24 protein-coding genes are annotated in these 25,390 nt (G+C 46.7%); 7 read left to right on the plus strand and 17 right to left on the minus strand.

Annotated features, from left to right (window positions below; translation table 11 throughout):
• Positions 1-170: 170 nt before the first annotated feature.
• Complete coding sequence (locus AAKU61_RS15275) at positions 171-752, plus strand: malonic semialdehyde reductase (protein WP_354333603.1); 582 nt, start codon at positions 171-173, stop codon at positions 750-752.
• A 263-nt stretch (positions 753-1,015) separates the two neighbouring features.
• On the opposite strand, the gene nth is transcribed toward AAKU61_RS15275, so the two are convergent.
• Entirely contained in the window at positions 1,016-1,663 is a 648-nt protein-coding gene (gene nth, locus AAKU61_RS15280; RefSeq protein ID WP_354333605.1) for an endonuclease III, read from the minus strand.
• Between the two features lie 50 nt (positions 1,664-1,713).
• Complete coding sequence (rsxB, locus tag AAKU61_RS15285; RefSeq protein ID WP_354333607.1) at positions 1,714-2,412, minus strand: electron transport complex subunit RsxB; 699 nt, start codon at positions 2,410-2,412, stop codon at positions 1,714-1,716.
• Between the two features lie 514 nt (positions 2,413-2,926).
• On the opposite strand from rsxB, the gene AAKU61_RS15290 reads away from it, so the two are divergent.
• Positions 2,927-3,526 (plus strand): DUF4114 domain-containing protein, encoded by a 600-nt coding sequence (locus tag AAKU61_RS15290; RefSeq protein ID WP_354333609.1) that lies wholly within the window; start codon positions 2,927-2,929, stop codon positions 3,524-3,526.
• Between the two features lie 203 nt (positions 3,527-3,729).
• Here AAKU61_RS15290 and AAKU61_RS15295 read toward each other — a convergent pair whose 3' ends face one another.
• The 6 genes from AAKU61_RS15295 to AAKU61_RS15320 all read right to left on the minus strand — a co-directional run bounded on the left by AAKU61_RS15295 (position 3,730) and on the right by AAKU61_RS15320 (position 12,264).
• Entirely contained in the window at positions 3,730-4,074 is a 345-nt protein-coding gene (locus AAKU61_RS15295; RefSeq protein ID WP_354333611.1) for a ComEA family DNA-binding protein, read from the minus strand.
• 130 nt (positions 4,075-4,204) lie between these two features.
• Positions 4,205-5,050 carry a peptidylprolyl isomerase gene (locus tag AAKU61_RS15300; RefSeq protein WP_354333683.1) on the minus strand — a complete coding sequence of 282 codons (846 nt, stop codon included), beginning with the start codon at positions 5,048-5,050 and terminating at the stop codon, positions 4,205-4,207.
• Between the two features lie 178 nt (positions 5,051-5,228).
• On the minus strand, positions 5,229-6,644 hold the full coding sequence (gene moeA / locus AAKU61_RS15305) for a molybdopterin molybdotransferase MoeA (RefSeq protein ID WP_354333613.1): 1,416 nt from the start codon (positions 6,642-6,644) through the stop codon (positions 5,229-5,231).
• Positions 6,645-6,677: 33 nt separating this feature from the next.
• The gene (gene mobA / locus AAKU61_RS15310; protein WP_354333615.1) at positions 6,678-7,337 is read right to left on the minus strand and encodes a molybdenum cofactor guanylyltransferase MobA; all 660 of its coding nucleotides are present in this window, start codon (positions 7,335-7,337) and stop codon (positions 6,678-6,680) included.
• Between the two features lie 269 nt (positions 7,338-7,606).
• Positions 7,607-8,734: a GTP 3',8-cyclase MoaA gene (gene moaA, locus AAKU61_RS15315; RefSeq protein WP_354333617.1), complete on the minus strand. Its 1,128-nt coding sequence runs from the start codon at positions 8,732-8,734 to the stop codon at positions 7,607-7,609.
• Positions 8,735-9,042: 308 nt separating this feature from the next.
• Entirely contained in the window at positions 9,043-12,264 is a 3,222-nt protein-coding gene (locus AAKU61_RS15320) for an Rne/Rng family ribonuclease (protein WP_354333619.1), read from the minus strand.
• 685 nt (positions 12,265-12,949) lie between these two features.
• Here AAKU61_RS15320 and AAKU61_RS15325 point away from each other — a divergent pair.
• The 4 genes from AAKU61_RS15325 to AAKU61_RS15340 all read left to right on the plus strand — a co-directional run bounded on the left by AAKU61_RS15325 (position 12,950) and on the right by AAKU61_RS15340 (position 16,297).
• Positions 12,950-13,972 carry an RluA family pseudouridine synthase gene (locus AAKU61_RS15325; protein ID WP_354333621.1) on the plus strand — a complete coding sequence of 341 codons (1,023 nt, stop codon included), beginning with the start codon at positions 12,950-12,952 and terminating at the stop codon, positions 13,970-13,972.
• 238 nt (positions 13,973-14,210) lie between these two features.
• The gene (locus AAKU61_RS15330; protein WP_322118198.1) at positions 14,211-14,870 is read left to right on the plus strand and encodes an HAD-IIIA family hydrolase; all 660 of its coding nucleotides are present in this window, start codon (positions 14,211-14,213) and stop codon (positions 14,868-14,870) included.
• A gap of 35 nt (positions 14,871-14,905) precedes the next feature.
• A complete protein-coding gene (locus tag AAKU61_RS15335) occupies positions 14,906-15,271 on the plus strand; it encodes a Rieske (2Fe-2S) protein (RefSeq protein ID WP_354333623.1) in 366 nt (121 codons plus the stop codon).
• A gap of 42 nt (positions 15,272-15,313) precedes the next feature.
• Positions 15,314-16,297, plus strand: coding sequence for a S49 family peptidase (locus AAKU61_RS15340; protein WP_354333625.1), 984 nt, complete (start codon positions 15,314-15,316; stop codon positions 16,295-16,297).
• Between the two features lie 501 nt (positions 16,298-16,798).
• On the opposite strand, the gene mnmH is transcribed toward AAKU61_RS15340, so the two are convergent.
• Positions 16,799-17,863, minus strand: a complete 1,065-nt coding sequence (gene mnmH, locus AAKU61_RS15345) for a tRNA 2-selenouridine(34) synthase MnmH (RefSeq protein WP_354333627.1) — start codon at positions 17,861-17,863, stop codon at positions 16,799-16,801.
• 4 nt (positions 17,864-17,867) lie between these two features.
• The gene (locus tag AAKU61_RS15350; protein ID WP_354333629.1) at positions 17,868-18,746 is read right to left on the minus strand and encodes an arylesterase; all 879 of its coding nucleotides are present in this window, start codon (positions 18,744-18,746) and stop codon (positions 17,868-17,870) included.
• A 34-nt stretch (positions 18,747-18,780) separates the two neighbouring features.
• On the opposite strand from AAKU61_RS15350, the gene AAKU61_RS15355 reads away from it, so the two are divergent.
• The gene (locus AAKU61_RS15355) at positions 18,781-19,485 is read left to right on the plus strand and encodes an ABC transporter ATP-binding protein (RefSeq protein ID WP_354333685.1); all 705 of its coding nucleotides are present in this window, start codon (positions 18,781-18,783) and stop codon (positions 19,483-19,485) included.
• Positions 19,486-19,695: 210 nt separating this feature from the next.
• On the opposite strand, the gene AAKU61_RS15360 is transcribed toward AAKU61_RS15355, so the two are convergent.
• The 7 genes from AAKU61_RS15360 to fliM form a co-directional block, all read right to left on the minus strand.
• Positions 19,696-21,363 carry an NAD(P)H-hydrate dehydratase gene (locus AAKU61_RS15360; RefSeq protein ID WP_354333631.1) on the minus strand — a complete coding sequence of 556 codons (1,668 nt, stop codon included), beginning with the start codon at positions 21,361-21,363 and terminating at the stop codon, positions 19,696-19,698.
• 43 nt (positions 21,364-21,406) lie between these two features.
• Entirely contained in the window at positions 21,407-22,192 is a 786-nt protein-coding gene (fliR, locus tag AAKU61_RS15365) for a flagellar biosynthetic protein FliR (protein ID WP_354333633.1), read from the minus strand.
• A 63-nt stretch (positions 22,193-22,255) separates the two neighbouring features.
• Entirely contained in the window at positions 22,256-22,525 is a 270-nt protein-coding gene (fliQ, locus tag AAKU61_RS15370; RefSeq protein ID WP_322118204.1) for a flagellar biosynthesis protein FliQ, read from the minus strand.
• A gap of 40 nt (positions 22,526-22,565) precedes the next feature.
• Positions 22,566-23,297 (minus strand): flagellar type III secretion system pore protein FliP, encoded by a 732-nt coding sequence (gene fliP, locus AAKU61_RS15375; RefSeq protein WP_503012622.1) that lies wholly within the window; start codon positions 23,295-23,297, stop codon positions 22,566-22,568.
• A gap of 125 nt (positions 23,298-23,422) precedes the next feature.
• The gene (gene fliO / locus AAKU61_RS15380; RefSeq protein ID WP_354333635.1) at positions 23,423-23,932 is read right to left on the minus strand and encodes a flagellar biosynthetic protein FliO; all 510 of its coding nucleotides are present in this window, start codon (positions 23,930-23,932) and stop codon (positions 23,423-23,425) included.
• Entirely contained in the window at positions 23,929-24,363 is a 435-nt protein-coding gene (gene fliN, locus AAKU61_RS15385) for a flagellar motor switch protein FliN (RefSeq protein WP_322118206.1), read from the minus strand. The genes fliO and fliN overlap by 4 nt, the downstream gene beginning before the upstream one ends.
• A 12-nt stretch (positions 24,364-24,375) precedes the next feature.
• The gene (fliM, locus tag AAKU61_RS15390; protein ID WP_354333637.1) at positions 24,376-25,371 is read right to left on the minus strand and encodes a flagellar motor switch protein FliM; all 996 of its coding nucleotides are present in this window, start codon (positions 25,369-25,371) and stop codon (positions 24,376-24,378) included.
• Between the last annotated feature and the right edge of the window lie 19 nt (positions 25,372-25,390).

A 25,390-nucleotide genomic window follows, 5' to 3' on the forward strand; every position in this document is an offset into this window, starting at 1 on the left:
ATGTCACATGTGCCGCTTCAAACAAGAAAACCAATCGCAACAGTGGCCACACCCATGCTCGACTTTACTGGTTTGGGTATTTTGCAAGAAGCTCACTTGTCTCACTTAATTGCCTCAATCACGCATCTCAATTAAGTCATCCCTTTGTATATCTAAACAGGAGAAACACCATGCTGACAACAGAACATCTGGACACCTTATTTACCAAAGCCCGCACCCATAATGAGTGGTTGGATAAGCCGGTTAGCGACGCTCAATTGCAGCAGATTTATGATTTGATGAAATGGGGCTCGACCTCGGCAAACTGCTCACCGGCACGGGTGGTTTTTGTGAAAAGCGCAGAAGAAAAAGTCAAGTTGCTCGCTTGTATGGCACCGGGTAATGTTGATAAAACTAAGGCCGCACCAGTGACCGCCATCATCGGGATGGACATGGCGTTTTATGAGCAATTGCCAAAGTTATTTCCGCACGCAGATGCACGGTCTTGGTTTGTTGGTAATCAGGGATTGATTGATGCGACTGCGTTTCGCAACTCGTCTTTACAAGGCGCTTATCTGATGCTGGCGGCACGGGCAATTGGTTTAGACTGCGGCCCGATGTCGGGTTTTGATCCGGATAAAGTCAATGCGACCTTCTTCGCTGGGACCGAGGTCAAGGCCAATTTCATTTGCAATCTTGGCTATGGCGATATGGCAAAAGTATTCCCACGGTCGCCACGTCTGGATTTTGATGAGGCTTGCAAGATCGTTTAAAGAGTCGGTTGGTGTGGCAAATATCACCGTCGTTACGGGATAGTGAAAAAGGCGCAGGCGGCACAATACTAATGTGTTACCTGTGCTTTTTTATCTCTGGGAATTGAAATACTCTCTATTAGTATATTTTAATCGTCAATGAAATCATTGGGTAATTAAGGGTTTTTATTAGAATTGATGGGGAGTATATGAAAAATAGGCTATCTTCGGATTGTTTAGCCCGGACTTCTTATGGCTCCAAGTAGGGCGTATTTTGTGTTCCTTTACGCCCCTTTTGGCTGCGGCGTCTTTTGTTTGTAGTCGCATAAATCAGCAATCATGCAGTTCCAGCATTTAGGCGTGCGCGCCAGGCAGGTATAACGGCCATGCAAAATCAACCAGTGATGCGCATCGAGCTTGAATTCTGCCGGAACAAATTTGAGTAATTTTTCTTCGACAATATCGACGTTTTTACCTGGCGCAATGCCAGTACGATTACTCACGCGGAAGATGTGCGTATCTACCGCAATTGTGGGCTCACCAAAAGCGGTATTCATCACGACATTCGCCGTTTTTCTGCCGACGCCTGGCAATGCCTCTAATGCAGCACGTTCTTTTGGTACTTCACTGCCATGTTGCTCAATCAGGATGCGGCAGGTGGCGATCACATTTTTAGCTTTGGTGCGAAACAAACCGATGGTCTGAATGTAGGGGATCAGACCATCGACATCTAGCGCCAATATTTTTTCTGGCGTATTCGCGACCGGATACAGCTTGCGCGTGGCCTTGTTGACCGACACATCGGTGGCTTGCGCCGACAACAGCACGGCAATCAAGAGTTCAAACGGACTGGTGTATTCCAGTTCGGTGGTTGGATGCGGATTTTGCTCTTTGAAACGGCTAAAAATGATCTGGCGTTTGGCTGCGTTCATGTCGGTTCTGGATTTATGTTTTGATCTGAGTTTAGGACTTAGTTTAGGACTTAGTTTGTCTCTAGCTTTTTAAGCCGCGCGCGTTCTATCGCAGCGGTGATGATGGCTTTTTTGCGATCACGATCAGCGATTTGTTCGGGAGTTAACGCGGGTTCGTCCATCAAGGCATTTAATTTGGTCGTTGCTTTGGCGGCGAGTCTGTCGTCGTTTTCTTGTTGTTCTTTTTTGAGTCTAGCCTGACGAAAGTGATAGGCCTCGCGTGCCTGATCCGCCTGTTCTGACGACCATGCATCCCAGCCTGTCTTGCCTGGCGTAAGCTCGACCATGCTGATGCAATCAACCGGGCAGGGCGCAACGCACAGGTCACATCCGGTACATAGCATAGGCAATACTGTGTGCATCTGTTTGGCCGCGCCCATGATGGCGTCGACGGGGCAAGCTTGGATGCAGAGCGTGCAGCCGATGCAATAGGCTTCATCTATCAAGGCGACAGGTCGTGGTCTTTCATGTCCGTGGCTGACGTCTAGCGCGATCACGGGCTTACCGAGTAAGTTTGCCAAGCGCCGTATGCCTTCTTGACCACCGGGTGGGCATTGATTGTAATTGGCGCTGCCATTGGCGATCGCCTCGGCATAGGGGCGGCATGCGGGGTAGCCGCACTTAGTACACTGAGTTTGCGGCAGTAAGTCTTCAATCTGATCGGCGAGTGTGTGTAGCATTTCTGATTTATCTAAGGCAGAGGCGATCATTATCCTAGATAACTCGGCTGCGCTGGTGGATTGATGCGCATTGCTGGAATTGTACGATTTGGACGCGATGAAAATGCATCTTGACTGGTTGTCGAAAACTTTTACATCTCAAGAAATTAAAGACTTTTTTCTGAAAAGATTGAGATTTTGAATAATTTTTATCGATCATTTATAAATTGAAATAAAAATAGAAATTGCCCAAGAGAATAATTGAATCTCAAGCAAAGGTCTTTTAGAATCCAAAAAACTGAACCATGTCCTTGGAGAGCTAAGCCAGGCAACGGTTGTTAGATATTTTCGAATCCCACTCGCAGAAAAAAATAAGGCGGGGTTATGTACTGCCAGGATTTGCGAGAGTGTCGCAGGCAATATTTTGATGAAAAGCTTTTACAGAAGAAAAAATGGTACAAAAATTGCGTTGCCTCCATAGTCTTTTCGTATTTCATCCATTTGTTGTTCATTTGCCTAATTAACCAGTTGATCGCTTTATCTAATATTTGAAATGGGAGCTTTAATGAAACTTAAATCTTTATTTGCCGCTTTGTGTATTAGCGTCGGATTTGCCAGTTCTGCATTGGCTGTTCCTACCACCTATACCAACATAGGTACACAGAACCCGATTTTGTATACTTTCGTCGCTACTTCGGCGGGTGATGTAATGGCGTATTTTGCAGGTTCTACTGCTGGTTATACCAACACACTCAGCTTGTTGGTCAACGGCGTTGATACCGGTATCTTTGGCTTGAATAATCACACGTCTAACTACGGCGACTTGCTGAATTTCGGCGCTGTCAATGCGGGTGATAATTTAGTATTTCGTTTGAATGTGCTAAACAATGGCGATACTTGGTATTCGCAAAAATCGTCTAACTCTGATGGCGTAAATCATGTTTACTCCAACTCTTATGGCGGCGATGCGTTTGTTCCTGCTGGGGTTTATGTCGCTTTTGAAGATTTACGTAACGGTGGCGATTTTAATTACAACGACGAAAACTTTGTTTTTACCAATGTCAGCAACGTGTCTAACGATGTTCCACTGCCAGCAACACCATTGCTGCTTGGTTTAGGTATGGGCATTCTGGCCTTGGTTGCCAAGCGTCGTAAGCAAGTATAGGCGTAGGAGCGGTGTGGAGGTAGCTTAGAGGTTCCCAAACGGTTGTGAGGGATTTTTCTGAGGAGCTATAGCGATAAAATTTGTGATTCGCTTTAGCGAGTTTGCAGTCACCCGAGAATAAAAAAGCTAGATGCATTGCATCTAGCTTTTTTTATTGGCGCAGCATAAGTCTTTGCTTACTTATGATGGATTGATGATCTAAGTTACTTCTTTTTTGCATCCGGTTTTTGTTTGGCAATGATCAGATCTTTGATGCTGTTATACGCATCCGCCGGCAAAATCTTTTTGTTCAACAAATCATCTTTACCGTTATACGGGCGACCTTTGATGATTGCATCAGAACGTGCATCGCCAATCTTAGGCAATTCGGACAATTCTTTTTTAGTCGCACTATTGATATCCAACAGCTCCACCTTGGCCGAGGCCGATACCGTAGCTGACGCAGACGCAGATGCAGAGGCTTTTTTAGGCTCGTCTTTGGCTTGGGCTGTGCTGATGATGAATAAGGATGAGGCGACTAGCAGTATTGATTTCAACAGTTTGTTCATGATTACCCTTTGTATGATGCCCAGTCTAGTAGTCTGGGTAGTTATTAATTTCTAAAATAACGATATAAAACAAGCGAGGAAAAACCAAATTACAGTACAAACCAGGAATAGCTGCTAGAAGGCTATCATATTATTGTGTTTGCACTGCTGAATTAATCACCACTGGGGTAACGGGTAAATTAGTGAAACTACCGCTGGTCGTCGTTGGAACCGTACTAATCTGATCCATGATAGTAAGCCCGGTCACAATCTTGCCGAAGACGGCATAACCCGGATTAGTGGCGTTGCTGTAATCCAATGTCGTGTTATCTACGACGTTAAAATAAAACTGAGATGTCGCAGAATTTGCCACAGAGGTACGCGCCATGCCGATACTGCCACGAAGATTACTTAAGCCATTGTTGGATTCCAGCGCAATGGCGGCTAATGTCGCAGGTTGTTGTAAATCGCTAGTGTAGCCGCCGCCCTGAACGACAAAATTGCTGACCACTCGATGGAAAATCTTATTCACATAAAAGCCACTTTCTACATATTGTAAAAAGTTGTCGACCGTGATCGGCGCTTTGGCCGGGTTAAGCTCAATCACAATCGTACCCATTGACGTCAGCATTGTGACTTGCGGTTGTGCAGCCAGAGGAATGGTTAAACTACCGGAGTAAAGTGATGATCCGTTGCCCGCCGTGATGGACACCGCTACCGTTCCGACCGCAACGATTTTGCAAGTGAATACTCGTTGCGTTGCGCTGCCTCCGGCGACTTCGGTAATCGTCAGGCATGCTGGATTGGAGATGTTAATGCCTTGGTCGAGATTTTGACCTTTGATGGTCATATTGCTGGTCTTGCGATACACCAGTTGATCTGTCGTGACACTGGTAATAGATACCGTTGGAGTGTTGCTAGCAGAGTCGCTACCGCCCCCACCACAAGCAGTAAGTAGGCTAAGGCTTGCGCAAGTAAGAGCGGTCCAGTTGAGCACTTTCAAATTCATCTCCTGAGAAATAATCACATGTTTAAAACGCTGATTATAGCCCGTGAAAGAGGGCGTATTTTCGGGCGCAATACTTTGTTACTTACGTGAAGTATCCACTCTTGATCCACGAAAAAACGAAAGTGATTGCGTCTTTGATTGACGTCGGGCATTGGACGGACGCAACTCAGATCAATCCTTCAAACAATAAAATATCGACTTTTTCACCGGCGGCGATATCGGCTTGATCGTGGTGTAGTACCACCATGCAATTGGCTTCTGACATTGACCGCAGAATTCCTGAGCCTTGTGAGCCGGTGATACTCACTTGTAGCTGTCCATTGGTAGCGACCGAGACGATGCCGCGCTGGTATTCGGTGCGACCAGCGCGCTTGCGCAGAGCGACGCTTGAGATGGCTGGTACCAGCGGTAGCGATGTTGATGATGTTGTTGATGTTGATTCTGCTGCCCCAGCACCCATCATGTGCAACAGTGCGTCGCGGACGAAAAAATAAAAACTGACCATTACTGCAACTGGGTTGCCCGGTAGACCAAACAGATACGCGCCTTTTCCATTAGCCTGATCAGACTTATTTGACTGAATTTTGCCAAATGCCATTGGTCTGCCTGGACGCATAGCGATACTCCAGAAGGCGACATCACCTAATTTTTCCATCATCTGTTTGGTGTAATCCGCTGCGCCGACCGACACGCCACCAGAGGTAATGATGGCATCTGCGTTTTCGCCAGCGGAACGAAAAGCGGCTTCCAGCGATATCGGATCATCTTTGATCACGCCCATATCGATGATCTCGCAGCCGAGCCGAGTGAGCATGCCATATAAGGTGTAGCGGTTGCTGTCATATACGCAGCCTAAATCGAGGGTTTCTCCCAGCGATCGCAGTTCGTCACCGGTTGAGAAAATAGCGACACGCAAGCGGCGTTGTACGGCCACTTCAGCTACGCCTAATGACGCTAGTAAACCAAGATCGGCAGGCCGTAAAATTTTGCCTTTGCTTAGCGCTGTTGTGCCAATCGCTAAGTCTTCGCCTTTGAGGCGACGGTTATCGCCAGCATTTATTTGGGCCGCTGGTATGCGGATTTGCTTTAAGTTGCCGAGATTGCTTTGCTTTGATTCTGTCGCTTGCTTACTGTCGCTTATCTCAACAGTCCATTCTTGTGGAATCACTGTATCGCAGGAGCTTGGCATCACCGCGCCGGTCATGATGCGTACACATTCCCCCGGTTGTACTGCGCCTTCAAAGGCGCGTCCAGCATAAGCGGCGCCGACAACTTTTAATGTGAGGGTTTGGTTTGTTGGATCGCTATTGTCTGTAGCTTTTTTTTGTAAATCACTACCGATAAACGCGTAGCCGTCCATGGCAGAATTATCATAAGCAGGGACGTTAATACCAGACAGAACATCGGCGGCAAGCACGCGTCCAAGTGCTTGGCGTATGGCGAGTTTTTCTACCGAGTCAATTGGCGTCACAAACAGCTGGATGATCTGCTGTGCCTGCGCGACGGGCAGGGAGTTAGGGTCGTAATCCGACAAACAGCTAAGGAGATGATGTAGGTTTGCGGCTGGGGTGTTGGCGCTCATAAAATAGTTTGATTCGACTTAGTTAGATTCGACTTAGTTAGATCGGGTCAGGTTGGAGTGTGAATTTAGTCCGGTTTCAAATTGTCGCAAATCTTGCAGCGTATTGATATTACGGAAGGCGGCGACATCTTCAAATACGACTTCGACACAATGCAGGCTTGCATGCCAGGCATCTACTTTACGCCCGCCATGTCGTAAAAAATCACTCAGCTGCGGTAGCAAGGAAATTTTCATTAAAGAAAATACCGGGTGCGCCTGCTTGGCAATGACGTTGCCATTGGATTCCATTGTGACAGCGACGGCAAGATCCGCGTTTTCTTGCAATAACGCTGCTGCCAGATGTTCTACTAGATTGACGGGTAAAAATGGCGAGTCGCATGGCACACTGGCTAGATAGGGCGTTTTGCAATGGGTCAGGCCGGTTTGTAATCCGGCTAAAGGACCTAAAAAGTGATTATCATCATTCTCCGCGTGATCTGGCCAGACTGGCGCACCAAAGCTCTCGTAAGTAAGTAAGTTTTGGTTGGCATTGATGAGCATATTGCCAACTTGTGGCGAGAGGCGCTGCAACACGTGCATCGCCATCGGCAAACCGCGAAAAGTCTGCAAACCTTTGTCCACGCTGCCCATACGTGTACCACGACCACCTGCGAGTATCAGTCCGGTAATGAGTTGCTTATCTATGCTGGTCATGTCTGCGAGCCATGGAATGTGTTGCGATTTGAGTTCTGGAAGTTACTGGAGCTTATGCAAATAAGCTTAAACCCAGAGACATTCTTATCCCTTGTTATAGATCAAATAATGGTGGTGTGCGAATATACTCCCCATTATTTTTATGGAATATGCCTTATTGTGCAGAGAACATATGGACAATAAAAATATACATGGTAGGAGTATATTTTACTTATCCTTAGCCGCCGAAGTCGGTTATCGAATTTAGCCACCGAATTTAGCCACCGAAGTTAGCCGCCAATATAAGACATCTCCACTTTTTTCCTGGTGATCTGAAGTTCATCTGTATTTTGGCTGCGTAATTCCGAATAACGATCAGTGCGTTGCTGCCATAGTTGTTTGATGACATTGGCGATGGCAAGATCACTGTGCTGCTTGTCATCATCTCTGATTAAGGCGCGTAAATCATGACCATGGCTGGCGAACAGGCAAGTGTACAGCTTGCCCTCGGTAGATAGCCGGGCGCGGCTGCAATCGTGGCAAAAACTTTGTGTGACGCTGGAGATCAGGCCGATTTCACCGCTGCCATCGGCATAGCGCCAACGGGCGGCGGTCTCGCCTGTGTAATTTGCATCGATTGCCTGGAGCGGCATGCCGGCAGCGTTGATGCGCCTTACTACCTCTGCCGATGGGATGACTTCATCTAACTTCCATCCATTTGAGGCACCCACGTCCATGTATTCTATAAAGCGCAAAATATGTGGCGTGTTTTTAAAATAGCGCGCCATGGGAACGATCTCCTGATCATTTAAACCCGCTTTAACAACCATGTTAACTTTGATTGGACCAAGCCCCGCCTGATGCGCTGCTGCGATGCCATCAAGCACATCGGACACCGGGAAATCGACATCATTCATTTGTTTGAAAGTGGCATCATTGAGCGAGTCCAGCGATACCGTGACACGGGTTAAGCCAGCGTCTTTCAGACTTTGTGCTTTGCGCGCCAGCAACGATCCGTTGGTGGTCAGGGTCAGATCAAGATCGCGTCCGTCCAGTGTTTTTAAACTGCTTAACATGGCGATCAGCTTTTCGATATTTTTACGTAACAAGGGCTCACCGCCGGTCAAGCGGATTTTACTCACGCCGTGGGAGATAAAGATACGGGCGATGCGGGTTATTTCTTCAAAATTGAGCAGCGATGTATGCGGTAAAAAACGATAGTCTTTATCAAAAACTTCTTTCGGCATGCAATACACGCAGCGGAAGTTACAACGATCTGTTACCGAGATGCGAAGGTCATGCAAAGGGCGTTGCAGGCTATCAAGCAACTGTCCATTTGGTTGCTCCAATAAACCTGGAACGATCAGCGTTGGCTGTCGTTGCCGGAAGTCGGCTAGTGGGATAAATTTTTCAGACATTGAATTCAAAATAAGTGGTGCAGTGTTAGCGAATCAGAACCTGTGAATCAAATCAGCCAAACACAATTAGTCAGGCACAACTGGCTGGGCAAAATCAGCGAGGCAGAATCAATTCAACCGGGTGATCAAATGATGTTTAGAGCAAAAAGATACCACGAGATGGAATAACTGGTTGAATACAAAAAAACGACCCAACAACATTGCTGTTATCGGGTCGTTATTTGTATGCATTTAGGTCTGTATTAAGCGCCGTATCCAGTACCTGAATTTAGACGCTAATGAATACGATAAAAATACAAACAGCGCATTTACGGTGCAGGTGTTTTCTTAGTTTCCATCATTACTAAGGGTTCTGATGAGACTGGCACTACCGGTTTGCGTTCGCGTGGTACACGCGGTGCAACATTAACGGTTGCCGCTGCCGCTTGTGCCGCACGCAATTTTTCTGGATCGGTGCTCGCCAAAGCTAAACCTGCTTGCTCTAACATAGTGTTTAAGCTTTCTACAGGCATAACGACAGGTGCAACGGGTTTCATAACAGGCGCACTTGGTGTTGCTGCTTCGACCGAAACCGCCTGATGTAACGCAGCCGGCGTTGCAATGTCAGCTTTAACATTGCTTGCGACCTCAGTTGCCACATCAGAGCTAGCGGCACTGACGATAGTTTCAGCTGGCTTGGCAGGCGCTGGCGTTACTTCAGTCGCCGACGCTGCTGGCACTAACAATGCCGGTGCTGATACAAGATCAAGACTAGCTTGCACCGGTGCAGGAGTCTCAGGTGTAGGTACTGCTTCAACTGGCGCAGCTTCAGCAGTAGTCACAACATGATTGACGATCGCTGGCTCTGCTGCTTTGTCTGTAGCAATCGTTGCGACAGTAACCGGCGCAGACGTGACCGCTGTTACAGGTTCCGTTGTAGATTCTGGCACAGAGACGGGTGTTGAAACAAGATCAGGTGCAGGAACCGGAGTAGTTGCAGGAGTGGCAGCAGGAGTAGCTGCCATACCAGATGCCGTACCAAATACAGCAACCGGCGCTGTAACAATTTCAGACACCGCAGTTGGTGATATCGCTGGCGTTACCAATGACAATATTGGTGCAGGTGCTTGCTCAACCTCGACATGCTGACGGGTCTTATGCGCCTCATGCACTTCATGATGGTCAGTTGCTTCTTGGTTATCATTGCTCTCGTTAGTATCCGTATTGTCGCCAGCTTCACGATCACGACGATTACGATTGCGACCACCGCGACGACGACGACGACGGCTTTCACCTTGCTCGCTGGTCTCGGCGTCAACCGGATTGCCGTTGGCGTTTAAGGCGAGATTGGTGTTGTCCACAGCTTCATTATTAACCGCTACTGGCGTAACTACTACCGGTGCTGCTGTTTGGGTATTGGCAGTTGTATCCAAAGACATTGTTTCAGTAGCTACGCTATCTTTGCGCTCACCACGCTGGCGTGGCTGACGATCCCGACGTCCTTCCGGTTTGCCTTCTTTAGCTTCAGTGCGGCCTTCTTGCGGCTCGCGGTCTTCACGTGGAGGACGCGCTTGCTTTGGTTGGCGTTGTTGTTGTGGCTGAGCTTGTTCTGGCGCGGCAATTTTTGTCGCTTCGTCTTTTACTTCTTTATCGGCACGTGCATTGACCGGGCGTTCTTCTTTATCATCACGATCACGTCCACGATTATTGCCGTTGCGGTTGCCATTGCGATTGCCATTACGATTGCCACGATTATTACGATCGCGCTCACCACGGTCTGAACGCTCGCGAGTTTGTGTTGCATCCGCTGTTGCAACGCTAGCGACAGCAGGTTCAGCCGGTTTGGCGCGGAACAGATTCAGGAACTTAGTGAAGAAGCCTTCACTTGCTGCTACAGGTGCGACAAGCACTGGCGCGACGACTTCCTTACGTTCTACGATAGGTGCAGTGTCAGGTGTAATACTCTTGACCATCGCTTCCTGACGCGGCTTGATGTCTTCTTTCTGACGCTTGCTATAGCCAATATCAGTATCTGCCTGCTCTGCCATAGCGTAACTGGCGTGAGATTCTTCCAAGCGCGGATCGTCATGTTTCAGACGTTCTAACTTGTAGTGGGGTGTTTCCAGATGCGTGTTCGGGATCAGGATGATAGTGACGCGATGACGCGTTTCTATCTTTAGAATTTCACCACGTTTTTCATTCAGCAAGAAGGCCGCAACATCAACAGGCGATTGCACATGAATCGCTGCTGAGTTTTCTTTCATTGCTTCTTCCTGGATAATGCGCAGGACTTGTAAAGCAGATGATTCGGTATCGCGAATATGACCTGTGCCATTGCAACGCGGGCAAGTAACATGGCTGCCTTCAGACAAGGAAGGCCGCAGGCGTTGACGGGACAATTCCATCAGACCAAAGCGCGAAATTTTCCCCATCTGGACGCGTGCGCGGTCATAGCGCAGGGCATCTTTTAAGCGGGTTTCGACTTCACGCTGGTTTTTGGCGTTTTCCATATCGATAAAATCGATCACGATCAAACCGCCCAAATCGCGCAAACGCAGCTGGCGCGCTACTTCTTCGGCTGCTTCGCAATTCGTATTGAAAGCCGTTGTTTCGATATCGCCACCACGGGTAGAGCGCGCAGAGTTGACGTCAACTGAGACTAAGGCTTCAGTGTGATCAATCACGATTGCGCCGCCCGATGGCAATGGTACTGTGCGGCTGTAAGCGGTTTCGATCTGATGTTCGATTTGGAAACGTGAGAACAGCGGCACGTCGTCACTGTAACGCTTAACACGGTGCACCATGTCTGGCATAACGTGGCTCATGAACTGCTGAGCTTGTTCGTAGATTTCGTCAGTATCGATCAGGATTTCGCCGATATCCGGTTGGAAATAATCGCGGATCGCACGAATCACGAGTGAGGATTCTTGATAAATCAGGAAGGCGCCAGCAGAAGATTTGCCTGCGCCTTCAATCGCACGCCAAAGTTGCATCAGGTAATTTAAATCCCATTGCAATTCATCGACATTACGACCAATACCTGCGGTACGAGCAATCACGGACATACCACCTGGCAGATCCAGTTTGTCCATGGTTTCACGTAGTTCTTGACGATCTTCGCCTTCAACGCGACGGGACACACCACCGCCACGCGGATTATTTGGCATCAGAACTAAATAGCGACCTGCCAAGGAGACGAAAGAGGTAAGAGCAGCGCCTTTATTGCCACGCTCTTCTTTTTCGACCTGGACCATGATTTCCTGGCCCTCACGTAACGCATCTTTGATGCTGGTGTTACGGACGTCGATACCTTCTTTAAAGTAGCCGCGGGCGACTTCTTTAAAAGGCAAAAAGCCGTGACGTTCTTCGCCGTAATTGACAAAACAGGCTTCAAGTGAGGGTTCAATACGGGTGATAACGCCTTTGTAAATATTGGACTTACGTAATTCACGTCCGGCGGTTTCGATATCGATGTCGATGAGTTTTTGCCCATTGACGATGGCGACGCGCAGTTCTTCTTGCTGCGTTGCATTAAATAGCATGCGTTTCATTTTTTACTCCGTGACCTTATGGTCATCTTTTGTTGCTACCTCTGTAGAGTGAGGCTGGCAACTTGCTTACATTGGGGATGTATGCGAGAACGGAGAGTTTGAGGGGGCGGGAAATGCCTCAGGCGCAACAGAAATAAAAATTGCTGGGCGAGTAGCTAAACGAGTGAGCGAGGATATTTTTCGCTGCATCTTTTCAGTACTGCCATCATTCTTCTCATTGTTCTATTGCGCACTAGGCGCGGATAGTTTCAACCGTGGATCGAGTGCACATGTCCCCCGCGTTATCTGATTCCTATTTTTTGTTGCAACAGGAAGACAACGCCAGGCGATGAGCAACTTGATGAGCGCCAAACCATCTTTAATAAAATTGTGTTTGGCAGGATCGATCACACTGGATTAAAACTATCAACCTGCAAGCACATCTGTAATAAATATACAGATATCTCTTGCTGGACTTATCCTTACAATTCAAACCTTCTGATCCAAATCATTACACAAAATCCGATTACCACAATTGGTTGTAACCCTGACCAGCATAATGATGTGCATACACATCTTTTCCATCGAATTTGCAAATTGGCGAGGCCGACGGACATGCCCCTGTGTAGAATACGCGTTTGTTCCACCATTTATTTCTACACCTACTACAGCCTAAAGCTGAAGCGAAAATGATTATATATTCAAAATGAAGGACTTAGCGATAAATAATAGGAAGCCACCTGAAAAACAGGCGCAAGAAAGTGCTTCCAACCATCCCTCACAGGCTTCATCGCAAGTTCAGCCGCAGGTTCAGCTCGTTTCTATCGGAGAAGAGGACGCAGGTCAGCGCATCGATAACTATTTGATACGCATCTGTAAAGGCGTACCAAAAAGCCATGTGTACCGGATTTTGCGCTCGGGTGAGGTCAGAGTTAACAAAGGTCGTATCGATCAGCTATATCGCCTGAAAGAGGGTGACGTGGTGCGTATTCCGCCAGTCCGTATTGCAGAAACATCAACGCAAGTCGTACCGGGGGCAGAATTTACTATCTTGTTTGAAGATAAACAGCTCTTGATTATCGACAAACCCGCTGGCGTTGCCGTGCATGGTGGTTCTGGTGTTAGTTACGGTGTGATTGAGCAACTGCGCGCTTCTCGCCCGGATGCTAAATTCCTGGAGCTAGTTCACAGACTGGATAGAGAAACCTCAGGTGTTTTACTGTTAGCAAAAAAACGGTCGGCCTTGACTAATTTGCATGAGCAAATGCGTGAAGGCAGCACCGACAAGCGTTACCTGACCTTAATCCATGGCGACTGGAAAAATGCGCGTCAGCATATTAAGCTGCCACTACATAAATACACGACCGCAGAGGGTGAGCGACGGGTTCGGGTACAGGCTGATGGCATGGAGTCGCATACGGTATTTTCTCTAAAGAAAAAATATCAAGACTACGCATTATTAGAGGCTGAATTAAAAACCGGACGCACACATCAAATCCGCGTGCATTTATCCTTTAGCGGTTTTGCGATTGCAGGTGATGATAAGTACGGTGACTTTGCGCTAAATCGTGCTTTATTAAAGCCAACCGCAGATCGCGGCGTTTTGAAGAGAATGTTTTTGCATGCGCATCAGATTACTTTTATGCACCCAGAAACAGGCGAGTCAATGACGCTCAATGCCAAGTTGCCAAAAGACTGTGAGGATTTTTTGAAAACGCTTAAAAGCTAAAATAAAAGCTGATCATAACTTCATAAACCCAATAAACTTAATATTTTATTATTATTGAAATAATTTAATAGTAAAATACTTACTTCCACAACATCAAATAGTCGGCAGAAAAGCTTATTCATTTCTAAATTATTAGTCCCATTGTTGTCTTCGTCTTGCTGCCTTAAGTTCAGTAGCCTGGTACTTCAATGTTGATGATTTGCAAAAAGAATTATGCGGTTTGCGGTGAATAAAGAATATGGCAAAAAAGCAATTTGATTTTATCGTGTTTGATTGGGACGGTACTTTGATGGATAGCACGGCAACCATCGTTCACTGTATCCAGGCGTCAGCAAAAGATCTTGGTTTGCCCGTACCCGACGAGAAAGCAGCATCCTATGTGATTGGATTGTCGCTCATGGACGCCATGCAATCGGCGATGCCTGATATTGATCCTAAATATTATCCCCGCATGGTTGAGCGTTATCGTCACCACTATCTGGCAAAAGATCACGAGTTGCCTCTGTTCCCCGGTGTACGGCAAATGCTGACGGAATTGTCGCAAGAAGGTTATTTCCTTGCGGTAGCAACGGGCAAAACGCGCGTAGGTTTAAGCCGTGCTTTGCACACGGCGAATTTGCTGTCGGTATTTGATGCGACTCGTTGTGCTGACGAAACGTTTTCTAAGCCGCATCCAGCGATGTTACAAGAGCTGACCCGGGAGTTAGGGCAAGACATGCAGCGCACCGTCATGATTGGTGACACATCACATGATTTGTTGATGGCGAGTAATGCAGGTGCTGCGGCAATTGCAGTGGAATATGGCGCGCATGATGCAGCATCCTTACATTCTTTAAACCCCTTATATTCTGCAAAAACAGTTGGCGAGTTGCATGCATGGTTGAGCTGCAATGCCTAAACCTTATTATCTTGACGATCTGACAGGACGGAGTCATGACTGAAATTACGATTTGCGCCTCGGCTGATCTTAAAGACGGTGGCAATGGGATACGTTTTCCAGTGACTGCCGGTGGTCATGATGCGACTGGATTCGTGATTCGTTACAAGGGCGCTGCGCATGCCTATTTAAATCGCTGTGCGCATGTTCCGATTGAGCTGGATTGGAATCACGGTGAGTTTTTTGAATCCAGCGGTTTATATATTATGTGTGCTACTCATGGCGCAATCTATACGCCGGATACTGGCAATTGTACGGGTGGTCCATGCCGTGGTGGGCGCTTGAGAAAACTGAATATCAATGAGCAAGAGGGCAAAATTGTCTGGTACCCGGATGATTACGTCACACCAGTGATTGCCTGATTTTTTAAAACTATTCTTAAAAATTGTATGACAGAAAATTCTATGACTCCCGAAAATAACACCCCAAGTTCTGCGACAAGTAGCTTGTCTCAATCTGGCTGGGAGCGGACTTTGTTAGAAAAGCTGGCGAGCGAATCATTAAAAGAGCAACGCTTACGTCGCCGTTGGGGTATCTTTTTTAAATTGATTTTTGTCGCACTGATACTCGGCGGTTTCTATTTCTTTAGTGATTATCGTACTTCAGAAATGGACAATCCTGGCCGGCATACAGCATTGGTTGAGATTAATGGTGAGATTGATTCAGAAGGTAATGCCAGCGCACAAGCGATTATCCCCGCGCTCGACCGGGCTTTTTCTGACGAAGGTTCGGTCGGCATTATTATGCGCATCAATAGTCCTGGTGGCAGTCCAGTACAGGCCGGCATGATCAATGATGAAATTCAACGATTACGTAAGCTGTACCCACAGAAGAAACTATATGTGGTGGTGGATGAAATGTGCGCCTCCGGTGGTTACTATATTGCTGTTGCGGCAGATAAAATTTTCGTCAATAAGGCTAGTGTCGTTGGTTCTATCGGCGTGTTGATGGATGGTTTTGGCTTTACCGGATTGATGGAGAAATTGGGCGTAGAGCGACGCTTGATGACTGCTGGTGAGAACAAGGGATTTATGGATCCGTTTTCTCCTCAGACCACAAAACAAAGAGCGTTTTCGCAAGAGATGTTAAACGATATCCATCAGCAATTTATTGCAACTGTGCGTCAAGGTCGAGGATCTCGTTTGAAAGAAACGCCAGAAACTTTCTCCGGTTTATTTTGGATCGGTAGCCGTGCTGTTGAGATGGGTTTGGCCGACGATTTTGGCACAATTGACAGCGTTGCACGCGACGTTTTAAAAGCAGAAGATATTGTTGATTACACGCAAAAAGAAGGTTTGCCAGAACGTGTGCTGAAGAAGTTTGGTGCGTCTATCGGAAGCGGCGCAATGTCTGCAATGACCAAAGTGAAGGCGCCGGGTTTGCGCTGATACACACTTAGTAATTACCGACAAATTCAGATTAAAAACTCAGATCAATTTCAGCAATATTGTTTGGTTGATTTTTTTAATCTTGATTTGAAATCGATAGTTATTTTTATCTTCTTCATCGCTAAACCTTGTTATATATTAGGTGCGTAACTGGTTCAAAGAAGGAGGTCGATATCGACAAACGACAACAGCGAACGACAAGAACTTTTTCATACCCAAGTTGGATCGAGTGAGTTCCGGTTTTTTTTATCGTTCCGGTTATTATGAGGTGGAATGAGTAGTAATGCTCTATCGGGTTTCATGTAGTTTTTTTGAAATTGCAATTACCTTAGTAATACAAGTAACACCTACAATTTGTGTAATACCATTCCGTATTTAATAGCGGATCCGAGGTCTCTACGATTCCTCATAATGTCGCTGACACAAGGACAAAAAGACGGTGGTGCAATGCCACCGTTTTTTACGTTTAGAAATTTTTGTCAGCTCGCCATCAGTTTTAAATCAAACTACCTTCTCTAAAATACGGCTCGCAGTCGCCTCAAAATTTTGCGTTTCTATGCCCGTCTGCAAGATCGCATCTGCTTGCGGATATTGTAAAAAATTTTTATCGATAGACCGTAAGTAAGCTGGGTCGTAATGCTGTTGCAGCAGCTCTTCGACCAAATTTTCCATCTGGCCATTGCTTGCATAATGTTTCCAATGCTGGATTTTTTCTTTGCCGTGCAAGCTGACCAGACAATCCAGCTGGCGATTTAAATTTTCTGCATCCGTTACAAAGTGAGCATAGTCTTGCATCAACAACTGTACCCGGTCTGTAGTTGCCAAACTAAGTGCAATACAGGGTGCAGCACGCATAGTTTGTATGATTTGATCTGGTACGCGCAGGTTGCCAACTTTTTTACTTTCTGATTCCACAAACACCGGCTGCTCTGGATCAAAATATCGTAGTGTTTGCCATATCTGGCTTTCAAACATTTTTTGTGAGGGTTGTGGCTGGCTCGGTAAATGTCCTAAAACTGAGCCACGATGCATAGCTAGCTGTTCTAGGTCCAGCACTTGCGCACCTTGGGTTTTTAGGGTCTGTAATAAGCGGCTTTTGCCGCTGCCAGTAGTGCCACAAATCACTTGCCATCGTATCGTATCTGCTAATACTGGTAGCGCCTGGTTGACATGCTGACGATAGTTTTTATAGCCGCCGTCAAGCTGTACGACTGGCCAGCCTATCTTGGCAAATATATGTGCCATTGATCCGCTACGGTTACCGCCACGCCAGCAGTAGATCAAGGGTTTCCAATCTTTTGGCATGTTTAAAAAGTTGGACTCTACATGGTGGGCGATATTTTTTGCGACAAGGACTGCACCGATTTTTTTAGCCTCAAATGCACTGACTTGTTTATACATGGTACCAACGCGAATACGTTCTTCGTCATTTAAAACAGGACAATTGATGGCAGTTGGGATGTGATCTTCGGCAAATTCAGACGGAGTGCGTGCATCAATGATGGCGTCAAACTCACTAAGTCTGGGCACCACATCATTAAAGCTGATGAGTTCTGGATATTTCATTAAATTATTTTTTACCTGGTGTAGTCACTGGTGTTGTTGATTGCTTGATAGATGAACTAACTGATTGACCAATTAGGGGACTCAATTGAGGCCAGACATTGTCGAGTATCGCTGGATGTGCTGCAGCGACCATGTGAATGCGATCAGCCTGGAATAGCTCCGGCTTATCGGCCACGCCTTCTAATAGAAATGGGACTAAGGCGGTTTGCTGTTCTTTGGCGACTTTGGCATAGATAGAGAAAAATCGTTCTGTGTAATCACGACCATAATTGGGTGGAATTTGCATGCCAATCAGTACCACTTTGGCTTTTGCTTTTTTGCTGGCGATCACCATATCGCGAAAATTTGTTTCTGATGCACCCAATGCCAGACCGCGCAACGCATCGTTACCGCCAAGTTCGATCACCACCACGTCGGGATGATATTGGATCAGCAGTTTATCTAATCTAGCTTTACCACCGCTGGTGGTTTCGCCGCTGATACTGGCGTTGATGACGGTGGACGGAATTTTTTTCTCTTGCAAACGTTTTTCTAATAATGCGACCCAGCCGGTACCGCGTGTTAAGCCGTATTCTGCAGATAAGCTATCACCAAGCACGAGCACAGTTTTTGATGCAGAATGATTCGCTGCATGTACTATGGGTGCTGAAATTGCTATCACTGTTGTCGCTAGTAAGCTGATCGATAAAGCGGTCAATAAGTTGGTCAATAAGTTGGTCAATAAGTTGGTCGATAAGTTGGTCGATAAGTTGATCGATAAGTTGATCGACGAGCGGGCAACCACGTTGCGCCTTAACATGACGATCTCGCTAAATAATCTAGCTAATGAATGAGTCAATCTGCTGCATAATTCCAGCACATTTTTTTTATTTAAAAAAAGCATGAATCTTCCTAAAGAATTGCCTGTGGACCTAACAATGAATGCATCAGCGAATCAAAATACTAATTTACGACTCTCTATTGAAGTCAAACATTTGTCCAAGCAGGTCAGCGATGCAACCGGTACGCTGAATATTTTGCGAGAAATTGATTTTACCGCGCAAGAGGGGGAGACGCTTGCGATTGTTGGCGCTTCTGGCTCAGGTAAATCAACTTTGCTTGGTATCTTGGCTGGACTGGATACACCGAGCGAAGGTAAAGTAATCTTGGACGGGATTGATATTTTCGCCTTGGATGAAGATGGAAGGGCACAGTTTAGAAAAGAAAAACTGGGTTTTGTTTTTCAATCCTTTCAGTTACTAGCGCATTTGAGCGCGCTGGAAAATGTCATGCTGCCGCTGGAGTTACGTGGTGATTCTCAAGCACGGAATAAGGCAACTGAGATGCTAGGGCGGGTGGGTTTATCTAGCCGTTTGCAGCATTATCCAAAATATTTATCTGGTGGTGAACAGCAGCGGGTAGCATTGGCACGTGCTTTTGTGACTGAGCCACCGTTACTGTTTGCCGATGAACCGACCGGGAGTTTGGATGCCGTGACTGGCGAGGCAGTAATCCAGTTAATGTTTGCGCTCAATCGGGAACGTGGATCAACTTTAGTCTTGGTGACGCACGATTTGTCGATTGCGGCGCGCTGCGCCCGCACCATAAAAATCACCGCAGGCCGTTTAGATTTGGGAATTTGATGCTTTTATTTTGATGCGGTGACTTTGATACGGTAACTTTAATTCATAGTATTTTTGCAATAAAACATAGAATTTATTTTTGATGAAATAGGGGAGTATTTTTAATCGTCCAGAGATAATATGGACAATACCTATGATTATTGGTTATACTCTATCTGAGTATATTAATTTTCTCAGGTAATTTACCTCATTTCGACTGATGTCCTGAGTTTAGCCAAGACGGTTAATGCAGCGTCGTACCATCATGATGAGCTCGCTGGCGGTTAGTCCTACCGGACCTATACCTTGTTCTACCAGCAGATCAGCTGCTTTGCCATGGAGCCAGACTGCTAGCCCTGCCGCCGCTTGCGCCGTCAGTCCTTGCGCTAGCAATGCTCCGCAGATGCCTGCTAATACGTCGCCTGTTCCGCCTGTAGCTAATGCGGGATTGCCGCTGGTGTTGATGGTAATCTGTTCATCTGGTGTGGCGATGATGGTTCCCGAACCTTTTAAGATGACCGTGGCATTGAACTTATTCATCAGCTTGCGCGCGCTTTGAAGGCGGTCTGCCTGCACCGCTTCTACACTAATACCGAGCAGACGAGCGGCTTCTAGAGGATGTGGCGTGAGGATGGTGCGTACGGTCTGATCTGTTTTGTTTGAAGCGCTTAGTGCAGTTTTAGCAGTGAGGCCTGCTTTGCCCGATCTTGCATGGACGAGTAATTGCAGCGATCCGTTATTGGCAATTAAATTCAATGCATCCGCATCAATCACGATGGCGCTGGCTTCTTGCAGGCATTGTTCCAACAATAACCGGGCTTTATCCGATAGACCCAAGCCAGGCCCAATGACGATAGCGCAGTTTTTAAAATGCACATCGTCAGCGTTGCGGCACATTAACTCAGGATTGATCGGGTCATGCGTCAGCGGAGGTGTTGTCATACTGCCGATAAACACCCGACCCGCGCCACAATGCAACGCTGCACGAGAAGACAATAGTGCCGCACCTGCCATTCCATCCGCACCACCAATTACAAACACATCGCCAAAACTCCCTTTATGGCTATCTTGCTGCCTTGGACTGAGTGCCGCCATCAGCTCCGACGGGTGACACAAGCGTGCTTGGGGTGGCGGATATAGAGATGCATCAATACCCAGATCAGCAACTTTAACGATACCTGCATAATCTTTGCCAGCCGCGGTATGCAAACCAGGTTTGTTGGCGATAAAAGTAATCGTATGGGTTGCCCGCACTGCGATCCCATTTTTACCAATGACTTGCCCGGTGTCGGCATTTAGGCCACTAGGTACGTCGAGCGCCAGCACTGGGATTCTGGCGATTGTGGCATATTGATTGAGCTGCTCGATTAGCTTATAGGTTTTACCCTCGATCGGATGTCTTAGTCCAATTCCAAACAAACCATCGATTACCAATGACCAACGCTTACCCGATGTTTGGGCTAAATAATCTAAGCCAAAAAAGTGTGCCTGGCTTGATTGCGCCTGCACCAGACTGTCTTTTGCTTCTGGAGAATAGTGTTCGATTCCATGCGTAATAATGACGGATACCCGCTCGCCTGATGCAGCTAACAAATACGCCACTTGCAATGCGTCACCACCGTTATTGCCCGGACCTGCTAACACCAATATGTCAATTGAACTTGGCACCGAGCTTGACGCCGGGTTTGCTGTTAGTTCAAAGCTGGAAGAAGGCGCTGAATGATCTGCAATTAAGGTTTTCGCCAGTGTTGCGGCTGCCACACCAGCCGCACGCATCAGGCTGCCATCCGGTGAGGTCACAAGCGATGCAGATTCGATGGCACGGATTTCCTCCGTTGAATATAAGGCGCTGAAGGATGTCGACTGTGATGCGGAGGAGGGTAGAAGATCGGTCTGCATCATATAGATTTACACTAAAGAGGCGCTTGGGGAGATTATGAGATTAGGGATTTATCGGGATTCCCAAAGACAGTATAGCCTCAATCGTTTTTTGGAAAGCATTCTCGAACGGAATCATCCAATACGGCAATACCATACTCAGCATTAAAAATCCTACGCCGATCGTAATCGGGAAGCCGATACCAAACAAGTTAAGTTGAGGCGCAGCACGAGTCAAAATCCCCAATGCAATATTAGTGATCAGCAAGGCCGCAACAATTGGCAAAGATAAACGCATACCAATACTAAAAATTTCGCCACCCCACAACGCTAAACGTTGAAAGCTAAATCCCATCGTCAACGAAGTAGAAATTGGAATCGTCTTAAAACTATCGACCAAGGTAGCGATCAACGACAAATGTACATTTAAGGTTAAAAAAAGTAAGGTCGCCAGCAGCACCATAAACTGACTGATCGCCGATGAGCGGCCCTGCGTCTGTGGATTGAAGAAAGTCGCAAAGCCCAAACCCATAGTCAGACCTATCGCTTCACCAGCCATCTCAATCCCGGCAAACGTGACGCGCATCATAAAACCCATTGCGGAGCCGATCACAAATTGCTGCGTCAAAATCATGATTCCCGTGAGAGAGATCATGTCTACATTTTTAAGAGGGGGAATGATGGGAGCGACGATTAATGCAATCATAACGCCAAGCACTAGCTTAACTTGCACAGGGACGCTGTTATTGCCAAACGGAGGAGCGATCACAATCATGCCTAAAATTCTGGTTAAGGGCCAGATAAAAGAAGCGATTAATGCGATCAGGTCATTTCCTGAAAAGGAAACCATAGGACTATCTAATTCGTAGTTGTGCTGAACGATCTGCTGAGGGACTGGCTGATGTACTAAAACTTAGCTCGCCAGAGTAGCGATGCTGGTAAACATCTCACGCATGTAATCAGTTAAAACCGACAGCATCCAAGGTCCAGCAATAATCAGGGTGACAAAAATACCGACTAACTTAGGGATGAAAGACAAGGTCGTTTCATTGATCTGGGTTGCCGCCTGAAAAATACTGACGATCAAACCAATCCCAAGTGCGACTAATAACAGTGGCGCAGACACCATCAGAGTGACTTCCATTGCGTGGCGGCCGAGTGACATGACGCTATCTGGGCTCATACTTTTCCTCTTGTTTTTAAATTATTTTTAATGCGGTCTGCTAATAAAAACTCTGCGCCAGCGAACCAATCAATAACTGCCAGCCGTCGACTAATACAAATAGCATGAGCTTAAATGGTAATGACACGATAGCTGGCGACACCATCATCATCCCCATAGACATCAATACGCTAGCGACCACCATATCGATAATCAAGAAAGGAATAAAAATCGCAAAGCTAATTTGGAAGGCAGTTTTTAATTCGCTAGTGATAAATGCGGGGATCAAAATCCGTAAAGAAACGTCTTCCGGGCCTTGTAGTTCTGGTGTGTTTGACAGTTTTACATACAAGGCCAAATCACTTTGCCTGGTTTGTTTCATCATGAATTTTTTCAACGGCGCGACACCTTTGTCCATGGCCTCCGACATCGATATTTTATTTTCTGAAAACGGTTGATAAGCGTCTGCATAAATTTTATCGAACACCGGTCCCATCACAAATAAAGTCAAGAACAGTGCCAAGCCAACCATCACCTGATTCGGAGGCGCTGACTGTGTGCCCAACGCCTGACGCAACAAGGACAACACGATAATGATGCGGGTAAAGCTGGTCATCATTAACAACACTGCCGGTATAAAAGACAGCGCTGTTAAGAACAGTAATGTTTGAATACTTAAAGAATAATTCTGTCCGCCACCTGCTGCCGGCGTCGTGGTAATTGCTTGCAGACCGCCGGTAGTTTCAGCCATGGCATGTACCGGAAGCAGGAGTGCAATGCCCAACATCAGCATCAGAGTAAGACCCATGATTATCGTCGTTGGCTTAGACATTGATGTAGCAGTGCGATTGAATAAGCGAGCTATTTTCATACCGTATTGATCTTGTAACTTAGCTGGTAACTTAGCTGGTAAAAAAATCATTCTGACGCCTTATGGTTACTGCTGCCGCTAACACCGTTGTTGCGCTTTTCTATCGTCTTCGCTAACCATGCCGAAAATGGATTGGCTGCTTGGGTACTCATTTGTTTTGCCAATTGTTCTGCAACGATCTGCTCTTGTTTTGGCATGGTGGATAAGGTGGTGATCTGCTGTGCGGTTACACCGACAACTATCCACTGGTCGGCTACTTCCACCACCATAATGCGTTCGCGATTACCAACATTGACGCCACCGATAATATTCACCGGTATCTTATTTCCCGTCACTGCCGGGCCGATTCGTTTGAAGAGCCATGCGGCAAATAACATTAATGCCAGTACTGCTGCCAAACCCAATAAGATTTGCAAAAAACCAGTCGTCGGCGAAATCGCTTTAGTTTCTGCCGCCGCCCACGCCTGATTGCTGGCAGACAGTAGTCCAATAAAGGTGCCGCTTAACGAACCGTAAAAATATCGATATCGTTGCAAGTGAAAAGTGGAGCAGATCATTTATTGAGTTTGCGTATACGTTCAGCCGGCGTCACGATATCTGTCAGACGAATACCGAATTTATCATTCACCACCACCACCTCACCTTGCGCAATCAGACAGCCATTGACCAGTACATCCATCGGTTCGCCAGCCATACCATCTAATTCCACTACTGAGCCTTGCGCCAGTTGCAAAAGATTTTTAATGGCGATTTTGGTCCGTCCTAATTCCACCGTGAGCTGTACCGGAATATCCAAGATGAAGTCGATATCATTATGGGTTTCGGTATGCGTGCCCTTGCCACTAAATTCTTTAAAAATAGCCGCACCACCGCCAGCGGCAGGCGGTGCACTAGCAGCCGCAGCGGCTGCTGCATCTGCCTTCTCTTGTTCTGCAATTGCCGCGCCCCAATCATCTTCACTGATTGGTGTGTCATTAGTATCATCCATTTGTACCGTCCATTATTTTTCTCCCTGCGCTACTTCGCTGCCGCTGGAGCTAATTAGTTTTTCTACACGCAAAGCATATTGACCATTAAATACACCGTATTTGCATTCCATCACCGGTGTACCATCTACCTTGGCTGACACAATATCCGGTATCGAAATCGGGATCACATCGCCCTCTTTCATATTCAAAATATCGCCCAACGTTACCTTTGCCGTGCCCAGATCGGCTACGATTTCTACTTCGGCAATTTGGATTTGTTGCGTCATCAGACGCACCCAACGCTTATCGACTTCCAGCGTTTCACCTTGTAGGCTACTGGTCAGAATATCTCTGATCGGTTCTATCATGGAGTAGGGCATGCACATATGCATTTCGCCACTGACGGGGCCAAGTTCTATCGTAAATGTGGTCGAGACAACGACCTCATTTGGGGTCGCAATATTGGCGAACTGAGTATTCATTTCTGAACGAATATATTCAAATTCAACTGGGTAAACCGGCTCCCAGGATTTGGCATAAGTTTCAAAAATAATTTCTAAAATACGCTGAATAATCCGTTGCTCAGTTTGAGTAAAATCACGCCCCTCAACCCGGGTATGAAAGCGTCCATCGCCGCCGAATAAATTATCAACCAATAAAAATACTAAGCCTGGGTCTAGCACGATCAAAGAAGTACCGCGCAGGGGCTTCATGTGTGTCAAGTTGAGATTGGTCGGTACAACCAGATTACGGATAAATTCACTATATTTAGATACCCGCACGGTACCGACAGATACCTCGGCACTACGGCGTAAAAAATTGAATAAACCTATCCGCAACAAGCGTGCAAAACGCTCGTTGATAATCTCCAGCGTTGGCATACGTCCGCGGACGATACGCTCTTGGGTCGCAAGATTATATGGGCGGACACCTGAGGTGTCCTCCTGCGATTGAGAGTCATCCTGATCTCCCGTGACACCCTTAAGTAGGGCATCAACTTCTTCCTGTGAGAGAAAATTATCAGACATAGTTTATTGGCGTACTTTT

This window comes from Undibacterium sp. GrIS 1.2 (assembly GCF_040544435.1).
Taxonomy (GTDB): Bacteria; Pseudomonadota; Gammaproteobacteria; order Burkholderiales; family Burkholderiaceae_D; genus Undibacterium.

Bases quoted from the DNA above. Each gene is read 5' to 3' on its own strand.
- AAKU61_RS15275 (WP_354333603.1), top strand. From the start codon at position 171: ATGCTGACAACAGAACATCTGGACACCTTATTTACCAAAGCCCGCACC.
- nth (WP_354333605.1), bottom strand. From the start codon at position 1,663: ATGAACGCAGCCAAACGCCAGATCATTTTTAGCCGTTTCAAAGAGCAA.
- rsxB (WP_354333607.1), bottom strand. From the start codon at position 2,412: ATGATCGCCTCTGCCTTAGATAAATCAGAAATGCTACACACACTCGCC.
- AAKU61_RS15290 (WP_354333609.1), top strand. From the start codon at position 2,927: ATGAAACTTAAATCTTTATTTGCCGCTTTGTGTATTAGCGTCGGATTT.
- AAKU61_RS15295 (WP_354333611.1), bottom strand. From the start codon at position 4,074: ATGAACAAACTGTTGAAATCAATACTGCTAGTCGCCTCATCCTTATTC.
- moeA (WP_354333613.1), bottom strand. From the start codon at position 6,644: ATGAGCGCCAACACCCCAGCCGCAAACCTACATCATCTCCTTAGCTGT.
- mobA (WP_354333615.1), bottom strand. From the start codon at position 7,337: ATGACCAGCATAGATAAGCAACTCATTACCGGACTGATACTCGCAGGT.
- moaA (WP_354333617.1), bottom strand. From the start codon at position 8,734: ATGTCTGAAAAATTTATCCCACTAGCCGACTTCCGGCAACGACAGCCA.
- AAKU61_RS15320 (WP_354333619.1), bottom strand. From the start codon at position 12,264: ATGAAACGCATGCTATTTAATGCAACGCAGCAAGAAGAACTGCGCGTC.
- AAKU61_RS15325 (WP_354333621.1), top strand. From the start codon at position 12,950: ATGAAGGACTTAGCGATAAATAATAGGAAGCCACCTGAAAAACAGGCG.
- AAKU61_RS15330 (WP_322118198.1), top strand. From the start codon at position 14,211: ATGGCAAAAAAGCAATTTGATTTTATCGTGTTTGATTGGGACGGTACT.
- AAKU61_RS15335 (WP_354333623.1), top strand. From the start codon at position 14,906: ATGACTGAAATTACGATTTGCGCCTCGGCTGATCTTAAAGACGGTGGC.
- AAKU61_RS15340 (WP_354333625.1), top strand. From the start codon at position 15,314: ATGACTCCCGAAAATAACACCCCAAGTTCTGCGACAAGTAGCTTGTCT.
- mnmH (WP_354333627.1), bottom strand. From the start codon at position 17,863: ATGAAATATCCAGAACTCATCAGCTTTAATGATGTGGTGCCCAGACTT.
- AAKU61_RS15350 (WP_354333629.1), bottom strand. From the start codon at position 18,746: ATGCTTTTTTTAAATAAAAAAAATGTGCTGGAATTATGCAGCAGATTG.
- AAKU61_RS15355 (WP_354333685.1), top strand. From the start codon at position 18,781: ATGAATGCATCAGCGAATCAAAATACTAATTTACGACTCTCTATTGAA.
- AAKU61_RS15360 (WP_354333631.1), bottom strand. From the start codon at position 21,363: ATGCAGACCGATCTTCTACCCTCCTCCGCATCACAGTCGACATCCTTC.
- fliR (WP_354333633.1), bottom strand. From the start codon at position 22,192: ATGGTTTCCTTTTCAGGAAATGACCTGATCGCATTAATCGCTTCTTTT.
- fliQ (WP_322118204.1), bottom strand. From the start codon at position 22,525: ATGAGCCCAGATAGCGTCATGTCACTCGGCCGCCACGCAATGGAAGTC.
- fliP (WP_503012622.1), bottom strand. From the start codon at position 23,297: ATGCTGATGTTGGGCATTGCACTCCTGCTTCCGGTACATGCCATGGCT.
- fliO (WP_354333635.1), bottom strand. From the start codon at position 23,932: ATGATCTGCTCCACTTTTCACTTGCAACGATATCGATATTTTTACGGT.
- fliN (WP_322118206.1), bottom strand. From the start codon at position 24,363: ATGGATGATACTAATGACACACCAATCAGTGAAGATGATTGGGGCGCG.
- fliM (WP_354333637.1), bottom strand. From the start codon at position 25,371: ATGTCTGATAATTTTCTCTCACAGGAAGAAGTTGATGCCCTACTTAAG.